Origin of the sequence: Catonella massiliensis (assembly GCF_016651435.1) — a bacterium.
In the GTDB taxonomy this organism is placed as follows: Bacteria; Bacillota; Clostridia; order Lachnospirales; family Lachnospiraceae; genus Catonella; species Catonella massiliensis.
On the sequence record NZ_JAEPRJ010000001.1, the window covers coordinates 240,346 to 254,309 of the forward strand.

The 13,964-nt window shown below is 38.5% G+C and carries 18 protein-coding genes; 17 read left to right on the top strand and 1 reads right to left on the bottom strand.

The genetic code is table 11. The features are described from left to right. Positions 1–367 precede the first annotated feature (367 nt). The 15 genes from JJN12_RS00985 (at position 368) to JJN12_RS01055 (ending at position 11,802) form a co-directional block, all read left to right on the top strand. On the top strand, positions 368–1,489 hold the full coding sequence (locus tag JJN12_RS00985) for an NAD(P) transhydrogenase subunit alpha (protein ID WP_208427943.1): 1,122 nt from the start codon (positions 368–370) through the stop codon (positions 1,487–1,489). 18 nt (positions 1,490–1,507) lie between these two features. Then, positions 1,508–1,783 (top strand): NAD(P) transhydrogenase subunit alpha, encoded by a 276-nt coding sequence (locus JJN12_RS00990; RefSeq protein ID WP_023353959.1) that lies wholly within the window; start codon positions 1,508–1,510, stop codon positions 1,781–1,783. Between the two features lie 23 nt (positions 1,784–1,806). Then, a complete protein-coding gene (locus JJN12_RS00995) occupies positions 1,807–3,213 on the top strand; it encodes an NAD(P)(+) transhydrogenase (Re/Si-specific) subunit beta (protein WP_208427944.1) in 1,407 nt (468 codons plus the stop codon). Between the two features lie 177 nt (positions 3,214–3,390). Continuing rightward, positions 3,391–4,281, top strand: coding sequence for a Fic family protein (locus JJN12_RS01000; RefSeq protein ID WP_208427945.1), 891 nt, complete (start codon positions 3,391–3,393; stop codon positions 4,279–4,281). Between the two features lie 17 nt (positions 4,282–4,298). Then, positions 4,299–4,619 carry a rhodanese-like domain-containing protein gene (locus JJN12_RS01005; RefSeq protein ID WP_208427946.1) on the top strand — a complete coding sequence of 107 codons (321 nt, stop codon included), beginning with the start codon at positions 4,299–4,301 and terminating at the stop codon, positions 4,617–4,619. Positions 4,620–4,842: 223 nt separating this feature from the next. After that, positions 4,843–6,264 carry a leucyl aminopeptidase gene (locus JJN12_RS01010; RefSeq protein WP_208427947.1) on the top strand — a complete coding sequence of 474 codons (1,422 nt, stop codon included), beginning with the start codon at positions 4,843–4,845 and terminating at the stop codon, positions 6,262–6,264. Between the two features lie 46 nt (positions 6,265–6,310). Next, a complete protein-coding gene (locus tag JJN12_RS01015) occupies positions 6,311–6,502 on the top strand; it encodes a YjfB family protein (RefSeq protein WP_208427948.1) in 192 nt (63 codons plus the stop codon). 360 nt (positions 6,503–6,862) lie between these two features. Beyond that, the gene (locus tag JJN12_RS01020) at positions 6,863–8,269 is read left to right on the top strand and encodes a sodium-dependent transporter (RefSeq protein ID WP_208427949.1); all 1,407 of its coding nucleotides are present in this window, start codon (positions 6,863–6,865) and stop codon (positions 8,267–8,269) included. A 126-nt stretch (positions 8,270–8,395) separates the two neighbouring features. Next, entirely contained in the window at positions 8,396–8,644 is a 249-nt protein-coding gene (locus JJN12_RS01025) for a GIY-YIG nuclease family protein (RefSeq protein ID WP_208427950.1), read from the top strand. Between the two features lie 685 nt (positions 8,645–9,329). Then, positions 9,330–9,596: a hypothetical protein gene (locus tag JJN12_RS01030; protein ID WP_208427951.1), complete on the top strand. Its 267-nt coding sequence runs from the start codon at positions 9,330–9,332 to the stop codon at positions 9,594–9,596. Beyond that, positions 9,586–9,825, top strand: a complete 240-nt coding sequence (locus tag JJN12_RS01035; RefSeq protein ID WP_236013612.1) for a transposase — start codon at positions 9,586–9,588, stop codon at positions 9,823–9,825. Before JJN12_RS01030 ends, JJN12_RS01035 begins: the two co-directional genes overlap by 11 nt. Further along, on the top strand, positions 9,818–10,207 hold the full coding sequence (locus JJN12_RS01040; protein WP_236013614.1) for a YjcQ family protein: 390 nt from the start codon (positions 9,818–9,820) through the stop codon (positions 10,205–10,207). Before JJN12_RS01035 ends, JJN12_RS01040 begins: the two co-directional genes overlap by 8 nt. A gap of 62 nt (positions 10,208–10,269) precedes the next feature. After that, entirely contained in the window at positions 10,270–10,599 is a 330-nt protein-coding gene (locus tag JJN12_RS01045; RefSeq protein WP_208427952.1) for a hypothetical protein, read from the top strand. Positions 10,600–10,687: 88 nt separating this feature from the next. Further along, positions 10,688–11,035: a response regulator transcription factor gene (locus tag JJN12_RS01050; RefSeq protein WP_331466881.1), complete on the top strand. Its 348-nt coding sequence runs from the start codon at positions 10,688–10,690 to the stop codon at positions 11,033–11,035. 77 nt (positions 11,036–11,112) lie between these two features. Beyond that, positions 11,113–11,802, top strand: coding sequence for a sensor histidine kinase (locus JJN12_RS01055; protein WP_208430277.1), 690 nt, complete (start codon positions 11,113–11,115; stop codon positions 11,800–11,802). Positions 11,803–11,873: 71 nt separating this feature from the next. Here JJN12_RS01055 and JJN12_RS01060 read toward each other — a convergent pair whose 3' ends face one another. Next, positions 11,874–12,143 carry a helix-turn-helix domain-containing protein gene (locus JJN12_RS01060; protein ID WP_208427953.1) on the bottom strand — a complete coding sequence of 90 codons (270 nt, stop codon included), beginning with the start codon at positions 12,141–12,143 and terminating at the stop codon, positions 11,874–11,876. 343 nt (positions 12,144–12,486) lie between these two features. Here JJN12_RS01060 and JJN12_RS01065 point away from each other — a divergent pair, with 343 nt between their 5' ends. Next, the gene (locus JJN12_RS01065; RefSeq protein ID WP_208427954.1) at positions 12,487–12,942 is read left to right on the top strand and encodes a hypothetical protein; all 456 of its coding nucleotides are present in this window, start codon (positions 12,487–12,489) and stop codon (positions 12,940–12,942) included. Between the two features lie 147 nt (positions 12,943–13,089). After that, positions 13,090–13,962 carry a 4-(cytidine 5'-diphospho)-2-C-methyl-D-erythritol kinase gene (gene ispE / locus JJN12_RS01070; protein ID WP_208427955.1) on the top strand — a complete coding sequence of 291 codons (873 nt, stop codon included), beginning with the start codon at positions 13,090–13,092 and terminating at the stop codon, positions 13,960–13,962. Positions 13,963–13,964: the final 2 nt, after the last annotated feature.

The window sequence follows — 13,964 nt, forward strand, 5'->3', positions numbered from 1 at the left end:
CTATAAAATAAAAGATTAATTATATTGCCAAATTCTTCACAATCTAGCATAAATGCTAAACTTATGAGCTTAGGATTGTTACAGATATAAAATTTTGCAGTAGAAAAGTCTTAATATGAAAAAAGTTAGAGCGTGCTAATCCCGATTTTATCAATAATAATAGTAGGTTAAGAAAAATGACAATACTATATGTGAAATATTTACAAATAATCTGCTATTTACATACAATATGCTAGCGGTTTAAAATAAAATAATGATATATAATTTTTTTCTTGCAATAAAAATAAAGAATTTTGGTTGAAATGCACAATGTATTACTGTATACTGACAACAGGAAAACTAAAACTTTTAAGAAAGGACAATATACATGAAGAAGGTATTGATTTGTAAAGAATCTGATGCTCTGGAAACCAGAGTGGCTATGGTACCTGCTGATATAAAAAAGCTTATAGGGATGGGATTTTCATTCAAGGTTGTAAGCGGAGCAGGAATTAAATCAGGTTTTTCAGACGAAGCGTACAAGGAAGCGGGAGCAGAGATTGTATCAAGCAATGAAGCGGGATATGCTGACAGCGAGATTGTTGTGCGTATCTTAAAACCTGAAAGTACTGAAGGCTTAAAGAAGGATACCCTGCATCTTAGCTACTTAGATCCGTTTAATGAAAAAGAGCTGTTAAATAAATTTGCAAGTGAGGGTATACAGGCGGTTTCGCTTGAAATGATACCAAGAACCACACTTGCACAGAAGATGGATGTACAGTCCTCTCAGGCTTCTCTTGCAGGCTATGTGGCGGTACTTAATGCCGCAGCAAGGCTTCCTAAGATCTTCCCTATGATGATGACACCTGCGGGAACTATTTCTCCTGCTAAAGTATTTATCATAGGTGTTGGAGTTGCAGGACTTCAGGCCATAGCTACGGCTAAGCGTCTTGGTGCAAGGGTAGATGCCTTTGATACAAGGCCTGTGGTTGAGGAGCAGGTAAGGAGTCTCGGTGCTAACTTTGTAAAGATTGACCTCGGTGAAATGGGACAGACTGAGCAAGGATATGCAAAAGAGCTTACACCTGAGCAGATAGCAAAGCAGCAGGAAGCACAGGCAAAGGTGTGTGAGAAGGCGAATGTAGTTATTACTACAGCTAAGGTATTTGGAAGGAAAGCTCCTGTACTTATAAAGAAGGATGTGCTTGACCGTATGCAGCCCGGTTCCATCGTAGTAGACATGGCTGTTTCAACAGGTGGTAATGTGGAAGGCTCTAAGCTTTTTGAGAATGTAGTTACTGAAAACGGAGTTACCATTATGTCGGGTGACTTGCTTGAAAGACAGGTAGCCTTTGATGCTTCCCTTATGCTTTCAGGTAACATCAGTGCATTTTTAACTCATTTCCACGACAAGGAGAAGAATGAACTCGTTGTTAATCTTGAAGATGAGATAATGAAGGGCTGCCTCCTTACTCAGAACGGCAAAATAATTCACGAGAGATTTGTATAAAGAAAGGAAATATAGATTATGATAATGCTTATATTCGTATTTGTAATTGCAGGTTTCCTTGGTGTTGAGCTTATTGCAAAGGTGCCATCACAGCTCCATACACCGCTTATGTCAGGAACTAACGCAATTTCAGGTATCACAATAGTTGGTGCTATTACAGTTACAGCCCTCAATATAGAAGGTCCTGTAGGTACTGCACTTGGTTTTCTTGCCATTGTATTTGCTACAATCAATGTTATTGGCGGTTACATGGTAACAGACAGAATGCTTGGTATGTTTAAGAAAAAGAAATAATGAGGCAGAATAAGGAGGATTAAATGAACAGCATAATAATGGTTTCATATATGATAGCCTGCATCTTCTTTATCAGAGGTATCAAGCTTCTAGGTAAGGCAGAAACAGCGAGAAAAGGAAACTTTTTATCAGCGGTTGGTATGCTTATTGCAACCATTACCGTAATGTGTGAAAAAGATGTACTTGGTTCTTGGAATAACGACATTCTAAAGAACGGATATTTTTATATTATTTTAGCAATACTTGTAGGTGGAGTGATTGGAGCGGTATGGTCAAAGAAAGTTGAAATGACAGGCATGCCTGAGCTTGTAGCTCTTTTTAACGGCTTTGGTGGTCTTTCATCTCTTCTTGTAGCTATAGCTCAGTATATGTCTACAGATGCCACTAAGACTGATGCATTTACTGACATTACTCTCGGACTTACAATAGCAATCGGTGCGGTTGCATTTACAGGTTCAGTTGTTGCCTGGGGCAAGCTTTCAGGTAAGTTATTTAAGAAGCAGGTAGTTATTCCGGGTAAGAATTTATTAAACGGAGCCTTGGTAATTGCTGGTATAGCAGGCATAATTATGTATGCTTTCTGTGGTGTGGAACTTGGCTTTTATGGCATAGTTTTAGTAACTGCAGCCTATCTTATAGCAGGTATAACCCTTGTAGTGTGCATCGGTGGTGGAGATATGCCTGTTATTATCTCTTTCCTGAATGCCCTGTCAGGACTTGCAGCAGCATTTGCAGGTTTTGCAATCAACAATACGGTACTTGTAGTATCCGGCTGTCTTGTAGGTACGTCAGGACTCATCCTTACTCTTATCATGTGTAAGGCAATGAATAGAAGCTTCTACAGTCTTCTCTTTGGAAGCTTTGGCGGTGGAGCAAGTAAAGGTGCAAGTGGAGACGGTAGAGAAGCAAAGGCTATTTCTACAGAAGATGCTTATATGATACTTGAAGCAGCTAAGAATGTAGTTTTTATCCCTGGTTACGGTATGGCGGTTGCGCAGGCTCAGCATGCAGTTAAGGAACTTACAGAAAAGCTTGAGAATAACGGTGCGGAAGTAAACTTCGCCATCCACCCTGTTGCAGGAAGAATGCCTGGACACATGAATGTTCTTCTTGCAGAGGCTGACATCCCTTATGAGAAGCTTAAGACAGCGGATGAAATGAATCCACAGATGCCTATGACAGATGTAGCCATAGTTATAGGTGCCAATGACGTAGTTAACCCTGCAGCCCTTGACGATCCGGGAAGCCCAATCTATGGTATGCCTATCATCAATGCGCATCAGGCAAGAACAGTCTTCGTGCTTAAGCGTGGTAAGGGAACAGGCTTCTCAGGTATAGAGAATCCACTCTTTACAAACGAAAATACAGTTATGATTTACGGTGATGCAAAGCAGACAGTATCTGCTATCGTAAGTGAGTTTGATGATTAAGAAATGAAATCCCCCAAGACTTTTGTTAGGTATTACAGTGGTCTTGGGGATTTTTATTTCATAAGTTACAAGCTGAAAGTTCTGAAAATTGCAGGATGAAAAAACTAATATTATTCCGATAAACTTGACATTATTCCGATAAAGTGCTATCATTACCAAGATAGGAGGAATAATTTTATGTTTATGACAGTAAAAGAAGCATCAGCTAAGTGGGGAATTTCGGACAGAAGAATCAGAGTTTTGTGTGCAGAAGGGAAAATATCTGGAGCAATTAAAGAGGGCAAAACCTGGAAATTTCCTGTTGATACAGTTAAACCTATCGATGGGAGATACAAATCAAACGAAAGCTTACTTACACTTATAGATAAAAAGAAAAAAGAATTGGATAATAGAAGGCCGCTTACAGAGGGTGAAATAAAGAGACTTAATGAAGAATTTACCGTAGAGTATACCTATAACTCAAATGCTATAGAGGGGAATACTCTTACTTTAAGGGAAACAGATTTAGTACTTAGAGGTCTGACAATAGATAGAAAACCATTAAAAGACCATATGGAAGCGGTTGGACACAAGGAAGCCTTTGAGTTTGTAAGTGAATTGGTAAAGCAAAATGAGCCACTGAGTGAGCGTATTATCAAGCAGATTCATTTTCTTGTGCTTGTAGGTAACAAGGATGACAGAGGAGTATATAGAAAAGTGCCGGTTCGTATAATGGGGGCTAAGCATGAGCCTGTACAGCCTTATATGATTGAGCCGAAAATGGAAGAACTGCTGAAGAAGCTTATGGAAGGTAAGGAGCATATAATAACTAAGCTGGCTCGTTTTCATATAGAGTTTGAAGGAATACACCCTTTTATAGATGGAAACGGAAGAACAGGACGGCTTTTGGTTAATCTGGAACTTATGAAGGCAGGGTATCCTCCAATAGATATAAAATTTACGGATAGGATGGAATATTACAAGGCTTTTGACGAGTATCATGAAAAAAATAATCTTTCAGCAATGGAGAAACTGTTTGCGGATTATGTGAACTCCAGACTTGATATGTATTTGAAAATATTGGAATAGAGTGAAAGGATGAAAAAATGGGAATATTTGATTTATTAAACGGTCCTGATATCAATGATGGGCTTAAGGACTATCAGACAGAGGAAAAGGCAATACTTCTTGATGCCAGAGAGGCGGACGAGTATGCTGACGGCCATATTGGGGGAAGCATCAATCTTCCGCTTAGCAGATTTATGGAAGCTGAGACAATGTTTGAGGATAAGAGCGTGCCTATCTATGTATACTGCCACAGCGGTGCAAGAAGCAAGCGTATGGCAGCAGGGCTTACTAAGCTTGGATTTAAAAAGGTGGTAAATATAGGCGGGATAATGGACTATAAGGGACAGCTTGAAAGATAAGTAAAGTCGGGGGCTTAATGCTTCCGGCTGTTTTTGTTTAATAGGATTAATGTACCCTAATTATAATAGAAAATTTCTCTGTGCGATATGTATATCTCGGCATGGAAGTTTACCTTAAAACTTAGCCTAATCTATTTAAGAAAATTTTATGAATAGTTTGTTTTTTATTTGATTATGAGTTAGAATAGGTTTACGGATTTTTAATCAAATTTTAGGAGGATATATGAAATTTAATATTGCAAAAACAGGCGGAGTTAAGGCAGAACTCGTATTTGAAGACAGACTGGATACAGAATTTGTAAAGGCATTAGCTGAAAAGGAAGTATTTTCAGGTAAGGTAGAAGAGGTTTATTTCTCAATGAATGAGAAATTTGAGTGCAATCTTCTCATTGGTCTTGGCAAGGAAGAAAATATCGAGTTTGATATGCTTAGAAAGACTTTTTTCAAGGCAGCTGAAGTCTTGCTAAAGAACAAGGTAGCAGAGGTAGAATTAAACATACCTAAGTTAAACAACCTTTGCAACTACAAGCTTGCGGAAGCTATAGCAGAGGGCCTGCTTCACGCTACTTACAAGTTTGACAAGTTCAAATCAGAGAAAAAGGAAACGCCTGAACTCATAGTAAACTACAATCCTATTCCGGGTAAGGAGCATAGGGCTGAGAAGGGTATAGATGAGGCTAAGAAGCTGATTGAGTCCATTTTCTTAACCCGTGACCTGGTTAATCAGCCTGCAAATGTTATTTATCCTGAAACTTTAGCCGATATAACTAAAGAGAGACTTGAGGCAAAGGGTGTAAAAGTTACCGTTTACGGCAAAAAGGAAATAGAAGAGATAGGAATGGAAGCCTTCTTAACTGTTGCCAGAGCGAGTGCTAAAGAGCCAAAACTCATAGTTATGGAATACTACAACAACCCTGAATCAGATGAGAGAATAGCCCTTGTGGGAAAGGGACTTACCTACGATAGCGGCGGTTATGCCATTAAGCCAGCAACAGGAATGGTAGACATGCATACTGATATGGGCGGTGCAGGTACGGTAATAGGTGCAATTAATGCACTCGCAGCTCTTAAGGCTAAGGTAAATGTATTTGCTGTAGTGGCAGCCTGCGAAAATATGATATCTGGTGATGGTTACAGAAATGGCGATATCATAGGTTCAATGAGTGGAAAGACTATTGAAATAGTAAATACAGATGCTGAGGGCAGGCTTACACTTGCCGATGCAGTTTACTATGCAACAAACAACCTTGGTGCAACAAAGCTCATTGACCTTGCGACCTTAACAGGAGCTTGTGTAATGGCTCTTGGTGAGCAGGTGAGTGGCGTTGTAACCAATAATGACGACTTCTATAATGAGCTTGTTAAAGGCAATGAGAGAGCCGGAGAAATGGTTTGGAAGATGCCTGCCACAGATTATTACAAGAAGATGAATGATTCTAAGACTGCTGACCTTAAAAACAGTGGGGGAAGAATGGGCGGAATGATGACTGCAGGACTCTTTGTAGGATCATTCCTCGCAAAGGAAATTCCTTGGATTCATGTTGATATAGCCGGCACAGCGAGTGTTGAAAAGGCTTATGGCTATGTTAAGGAAGGTGCAACAGGAGTTATGGTTAAGAGTCTTTACTATGCCCTTACAGAGTAAATGGATTCACTTTGTACTTAAGACTTAGATTAACAAGGAGGTTAATATGGACGGATTAGCAATGAGCATAGCATCTCTTTCTACAGATATGGCTATGTCAAAGACCATGTCAGCAGTTAGTACTGCTGTAATGAAACAGAATATGGACACCAATGAGGCTATGGGAGCAGGTATGGTTAAGATGATGGAGAACTCTGTTACCCCAAACCTTGGAAGTAATGTAGATGTAAAGCTTTAATTAGAATCTACTATGACAAAAGATGGATGTAGTGCCGGATAATCGGTGCTGCATCCATCTTTTGTGTATTCGGAAAATTTTACGAAATTATCTATACATAAAAATCTCTCCGAGGGAATGCGCTATGGCGAATATGCAGATGTCGCTTATATGACCTGCAACAAGCAGTAAATTCTTTGGAGAAGGAAACATCTTATTTATATTACAGATATATCATTTTATTATAGCAAGCTACTGGAAATATTAATCAAAAACCTGTATAGTAAAGGGGCTTATAAAAATATTCATAATCATCACATTTTAAAATGGATGTTTACTTATATTTTTTGACGCTTATATCATACTTTGAGAGGGAGATATATGGATAAGAAAAAAGGTAGTTTTACAGGGAGCTTGGGCTTTATTTTGGCAGCGGCCGGAAGTGCTGTGGGAGTTGGTAATATATGGAGATTTCCTTATTTGGCAGCAAAAGACGGAGGCGGACTATTTATTCTGATTTATTTGGTGTTAGTACTAACCTTTGGCTTTACCCTTCTTACTACGGATATCGCAATCGGAAGAAAAACAAGGAAAAATGCCTTGCAGGCCTTTGGCAGCATTTCTCCTAAGTGGGGCTTCCTTGGCAAGCTTACATTTTTAGTACCGGCTCTTATTATGACTTATTATTCGGTGATTGGAGGCTGGATAACCAAATACCTTTATGACTATATAGTTACAGACGGAGTTGAGGCTGCAGAAGACGGATATTTTGTGGGCTTTATTACCTCCGAAACCCTGCCTATTGTCTTTATGCTGATATTCCTGCTGGTAACCATTTGGATAGTGTACAGAGGTGTTGAGAAGGGAATTGAGCAGTTTTCAAAGTTTGTAATGCCGGGGCTTCTTTTGCTCATCATCGGAATTGCAATCTTCTCACTTACACTTAAGCATACTGATACTACAGGAGTTACAAGAACAGGTATAGACGGTCTTATAGTTTACCTAAAGCCTGATTTTAAAGGGCTTACTCTTTCAAAGTTCTTAAATATCCTGCTTGATGCAATGAGCCAGCTTTTCTTCTCTCTCAGTGTGTCTATGGGAATTATGATAACCTATGGCTCCTATGTAAAGAAGGAAACTCATCTTGAAAAGTCAATCACTCAGATTGAAATATTTGACACAGGTGTTGCCCTAATTGCAGGAATGATGATAATCCCTGCGGTTTTCGTGTTCTTTGGAATGGAAGGAATGGGCTCAGGTCCAAGCCTTATGTTCATCTCACTTCCTAAAGTCTTTGCGGCTATGGGAGGCACAGGTAAATTTGTAGGTATACTTTTCTTTGTGATGGTTGTATTTGCGGCACTTACCTCCTGTATATCCATTATGGAAACCTTGGTTGCTAACTGTATGGAAATCTTCCACGCAGGCAGGAAAAAGGTATGTATGGGAGTAGGAATATTTGCAGTAGTTACAGCTGTTATCATCTGCCTTGGATATAACGTCCTCTACTTTGAGGTTCCTCTTCCAAATGGCTCTACAGGGCAGCTTCTTGACATGGCGGATTATATCAGTAACAGCTTCCTTATGCCTCTCATTTCATTTTTAACCTGCATCTTCATAGGCTGGGTAGTTAAGCCTGGCTGGATAGAAGGCGAAATGCTTGAGAACGGCGCCGCTTTCCACAAAAAGAGAATGTATGAAATTATGGTAAGATACGTAGCGCCTCTTATGATGGGAATATTGTTCTTGCAGTCCACAGGAATTTTTGGCTTCTTAGGTTGGGAATAGGTTTTATTAGTTTTAGGACACCCTTATTCGGGTGTCCTAATTTGCGCATGAGTACATATTTTGACACTGTTATCGTTTAATAGTATTCTACTTTTATAAAGTATTGATTTGGAAGAAGGACGGAGAATGAAATATCACATATATATTTTAAGGTGTGCTGATAATACCTACTACACAGGCTTTGCTACAGATGTAGAAAAAAGGCTTGCAGAGCATAATTCAGGCAAGGGAGCCAAATACACCAGAGGCCGCACCCCCTGCACCCTTGTGTACACAGAAAGCTTTGAAGATAGAAGCAGTGCTATGAAGAGAGAATGGGAGATAAAGCACAGGTTAAGTAGGGAGGAGAAGGAGAGGTTGATTTCTTCTAAATAGTATGTATGGCTAGTGTATAAATACTTGCAAAAATGATTTTATACTGATAAAACTCCTTTATAAAATAGAATCGAGGGAAATATTGTGTAACACAAAGATGATATATTAGAATTAGGCTTTATCAATACAGTTATTTGAGGTGGTAGACTTCGTCCGGACCACACGCCGATGGCAAGACAGGGAAACCGAGAGATGCAGGAGAAACGGACGCCTGCCGAATGACTGTATTGTTTAGTCTTGTTTGAGATTTTTATTTTATGAAAATACTGTTATGGATATTGGTGGTATAAAATGTGTACACCCAATATCTTTTTTATTTACTTAAAAAGGCTAGATTTTCAAGGTAAGTGCAACACTTTATAAAAATAGTAAATGCAACACTATTGCCAGATAAAATTATATCAATAAAATCAGACTGAATTTAATCAAATTTGGTTTGATTTTATTAATTTTGGCGAAAAAAGGTATAGCAAACAGACCTGAAACCACATCTTTCAGGTTAAATGCAACGGCTTTTAGTGTTGCGTTTACTTTGAAAGGTATTTACTTTACTCCCATTTAGTGTTTTAATAGTTTAGGAGTCAAATTTACATCACTTTCGCTTATTATTTTAAGCCTTAGTTTTGTAAAAGACTTGAAGGGAACTAAACATAGTGGTATAATGCAAAATAACAAGGGGTTAGAGATGAATTTACAATTTTTTGCAGAAAATGATGTACCAAAGCAAAGTTCAGCTTCATTAAAGCGTGCTATCAGAAATTTAACTAAAAGGATTAAGGAGCATGAAGAATACATAGAGAATCCATATGTTCATGTTCCGGAGTGGGATGATTATTCTGCGTTAAGGCAGGAAGGGCTAAAGAAACATTGGGAAAAAGAGATAAGAAACTTTAATGAATCTATCAATAATAGGATAGAAGAACTTAAAAAGAGAGGTGATTATGATGGCTAATGAGAAACTCACAAAAGAAGGAATTGAATATATAATTGGTCGGCTTTTGAAAAATGCACAGGAAACTGTTGGAGAGTGGGAAAAGGATAAGAGCAACCTTTTCTATGATGGCAAGGCACTGGCTTATTATGAAATGCTTGACATAATCAAGACAGAATTAGACATAAGGGAACAGGACTTGAAAGAGTTCGGGCTTGATGTCAGCTTGGAGGAAAAACTGCTTGCATAATGCAAAAATAATATTAAAAAAAGCACCTGCAAAGGGTGCTTTTTTCATGCAGAAAGGAAGTATAATGGAAGAATTTACCCCAATATACCGCATTCTTCAAATTCTCAAAAAAGCAATGGATGTGGAAGAATTTGAAAAGGAACTTATTTCAAGTGAAGCCATTAAGGTGAACTATCCTAAATGGTGCAGACTGATGGCAATGCTTGTTAATAATGGGTATATAAGCGGTGTAAGTGTGTGGAATTCATTAGACTGCTTGTATCCTAAAGTAGAACTTACAAGACCTGAAATTACATTAAAAGGGCTTGAGTATTTAGAAGAAAACAGCATGATGAAGAAAGTCTCGAAAGTGGCTAAGGGGGTTATAGATGTTTTTAAATAAAATAAATATGATGATTAAAGAAGATGAGAAGCCTGCACTAGAGAAAGAAAAACAGAGCAGTGATGCTTGAAAAGACAGGAGCCTTCAACAAGGCTGTAGCAGTTATCCCTTCAACAAAGCTTCAGGAGGGTGATATTTTGGTGACAAGGTCAAAAGGGCATACAGTTATTGTAATCGAGGCAGAATCAGAGGATAAGCCAGCCCATAAACCTGATAAAGCTAAAGCAGAAAAATCAAAGAAAGATATAAAAGCCATTGCGCTTGAGGTTATAGCAGGCAAATGGGGAAGTGGTGAGGATAGAAAAAACAGGTTTAAGGCAGCAGGTTATAACTATAGTGATGTACAGAAAGAGGTTAAACAATTCTTAAAGTTTTACCCCATTTATTCTTAAAACCTTATCCGCTATAATCTAATTAAACAATTGTTAAAATATAAAAGTTAATTCTTCGAATTACACTTAACTGAAGGGCAGGGGAAGTATGTACAGTATATTGGTTTGTGATGATGAAAAAGACATAGCAGCAGCCATTAAAATCTATCTGGAAACAGAAGGATATAAGGTATTCACGGCAGAAAATGGCAGGGAAGCACTGGACATTGCTGCAAAGGAAGAAATCCATTTAATAATTATGGATGTGATGATGCCTGTGATGGACGGGATAGAGGCGGTTAGAAAACTTAGGGAAGACAGCATAATTCCGGTAATTATGCTCACTGCAAAAAGTGAAGATGTGGATAAGGTGTTAGGGCTCGGTATAGGGGCTGATGATTATGTAACAAAGCCCTTCAATCCTATTGAGCTAAGTCGCAAATCAGGAGATATGTAAGGTTTGGCGGACAGCCTGAAAAGTCTGATGATAAAGTTCTTGCAATAAATGGACTTGAAAATGCAGTAAATGGAAGGATGAAGAGTGAGAGATTTAAGACTGAATTGATTACTAATGTTTCACATGATATAAAGACTCCGCTTACTTCAATCATAAACTATACAGATCTGTTAAAGAAAGAGAATATAGAAACGGAGCCTGTTAAGGGCTATATCGAGGTACTTGACAGACAGTCGGAAAGGCTTAAAAAGCTGATAACTGACCTCCTTGAAGCCTCCAAGGCCTCTTCAGGTAATATAAAGCTGGATATTGCAGAAGTAGATGCAGGACTAATGCTTGAACAGGTATACGGAGAGTATCAGAACAAATTTGAAAAAGCAGGCCTTACAGGGATAGTTACCAAGCCTTCTGAAACAGTTTTTATAAAGGCAGATGCAAATCATCTTTTCAGAGTTTTTGATAATATCCTTGGCAATGTAGTAAAATACGCACAGCCTGGCACAAGGGTGTATATAGATCTTACCCAAAATGACGAAACAATAACAATATCATTTAAGAATATTTCAAAGGAAAAGCTGAATATAACAGGAGAGGAGCTTATGGAACGCTTTGTAAGGGACGACAGGTCTAGAAATACTGAGGGAAGCGGACTGGGGCTTTCCATAGCCAAAAGCCTTGCAAATCTGATGGGTGGGAAACTTGAGATTGTGATAGATGGTGATTTGTTTAAGGTAGAGGTTAGATTTAATAACCAAGGTAGAATTTAATATTGATAATATTACAACGAAATGACTGCGGCATTTTTTATAGCTGCAGTCATTTTACATTAAAGCAGATATTATTTATCATTTTCATAAGAGGTTTCTTCCTGTTCTGCAACTGCATCTAATGAAGAAGCGGCGGCAGTTTTGTCTGGAACATAGGTAATTATGTCCTCAACCCTGCAATTCAGAATCCTACACAAATTCTCTAAAGTAGCGGTTGATATGTAATCACCTTTTTTTATTCGGCTTATTTGTGAGTTGCTTACACCGTAGTAGACAGAAAGTTTATATTGAGAAATATTTTTAGCTTTTAATGTCTCCCAAAACTTTTCATAACTTATCATAGCTTAAACCTCGAACGAATACCTCTGGGTAGTCATAGAATAATAATTGTATATAAATTCTAATGGAATTAAGATATAGTAATGCCTGAAATTAGACAAGACTAAAGTATCGGACATTGTCCAATATCGGGGGAGATTGAAGGAAAATAACAACCGGAACCATAGTTTAGTGCTGGATTTTCAAGGTAAGTGCAACACCATGTTGCATTTAAGTTGAAAAACTACTTTTACTTAAAAAGTAAAATATCCTCTCACAAAATGTTTGTATTTGCAATTTTTATATGGTATAATATTACAGATTTTCAAGATTTATAAAAGCAACAGAAGGTTTGGGAGGTTTTAGATGTCAGCGTATATTCCATACATTATAACAGCGGTTATAATCATTGCACTATTGGTAGGTTTGTACTTTATATCGAGGTACGCGAAGAAGCTTCAGGATAAGCAGGCTGCGGCAAGCGAACAGATGAGAGAGATGGAGCAGGCTGTTTCCATGCTGATTATAGATAAAAAGATGATGAAGATAACCGAAGCCGGATTTCCTCAAATAGTTGTGGATCAGGCGCCAAAGCTCTCCAGACTCTCAAAGGTACCTGTAGTTAAGGCAAAGGTTGGACCTAAGGTAATGAGCCTTATGTGTGACCCTAAGGTATTTAATACAATTCCTGTGAAGAAGGAAGTTAAGGCAATGGTATCAGGCATATACATAACAGGAGTTAAAGGCCTTAGAACAGGTCTTGACAAGGCTCCTGAGAAGAAAAAATTCATAGATAAGGTAAAGGGCATATTTAAGAAATAAACAATGTGCACCTGATGAAAGGGCACTCAGTTTAGAGTGCCTTCTTTTATGCAATATGAAATTATTACTAGGGGTGTGAACTTACACAAGGAAGTTTGCCTTTGGTAGGGTCTACCTGAGTGTAGAGTATTTTTAAGAAAGAGGATTATGGATAGAGTTTATGAAAAGGCCTATGGCAAGATAAACCTAAGCCTCGATGTACTTGGGCGGAGGAAAGACGGTTACCACGATGTAAGTATGGTAATGCAGACTGTATACATTTATGATGTGATTACTCTAAGTAAGCTTGAGGGGAAGGATGAGATAGTCCTTACTACAGATGTAGAAGGTCTCCCTACTGGGGAAGGCAACATTGTATACAAGGCAATAAAGTTAATTAAAGAGGAATACGGGATTGATACAGGAGTAAGTGCCCACATAGAAAAGCACCTTCCCATAGCAGCAGGCATGGGAGGTGGAAGTGCAGATGCGGCTGCTGCTCTAAGAGGGATGAACAGACTTTTTGAACTGGGACTTAAGAGTGAAAGGCTTGAAGAGCTTGGAGTAAGGCTTGGGGCTGATGTTCCCTTTCTTATAAAGGGAGGAATCGCACTTGCGGAGGGGATTGGTGAGAAGTTAACGGCACTACCTGCTTTCCCTGAATGCAGCCTCGTTATAGTAAAGCCCAATGTTTCGGTGTCTACTAAGGAAGTGTATGAAGCCTTTGACAGCTTGACGGAAGTGGTTCATCCTAATATAAAGAAACTAACTGACTCCCTTGGTAAAGAGGATTTAAGGTATATAGTTAAGCTTTTAGGAAATGTGCTTGAGGATGTAACTATTAAAAGACATGGAATAATTGATGAAATAAAGAAATTATTAGTTGAAAGTGGGGCTGTATTCTCCATGATGACAGGAAGCGGCCCTACAGTATTTGGAATATTTGAAAATGAAGAGAAGGCGGTAATGGCGGGGAAAAGGCTAAGTGAGATAGGTGGCTTTGAACTTGTAGAGGTTACAAGATGTCAGGGCTTAGAGTAAAG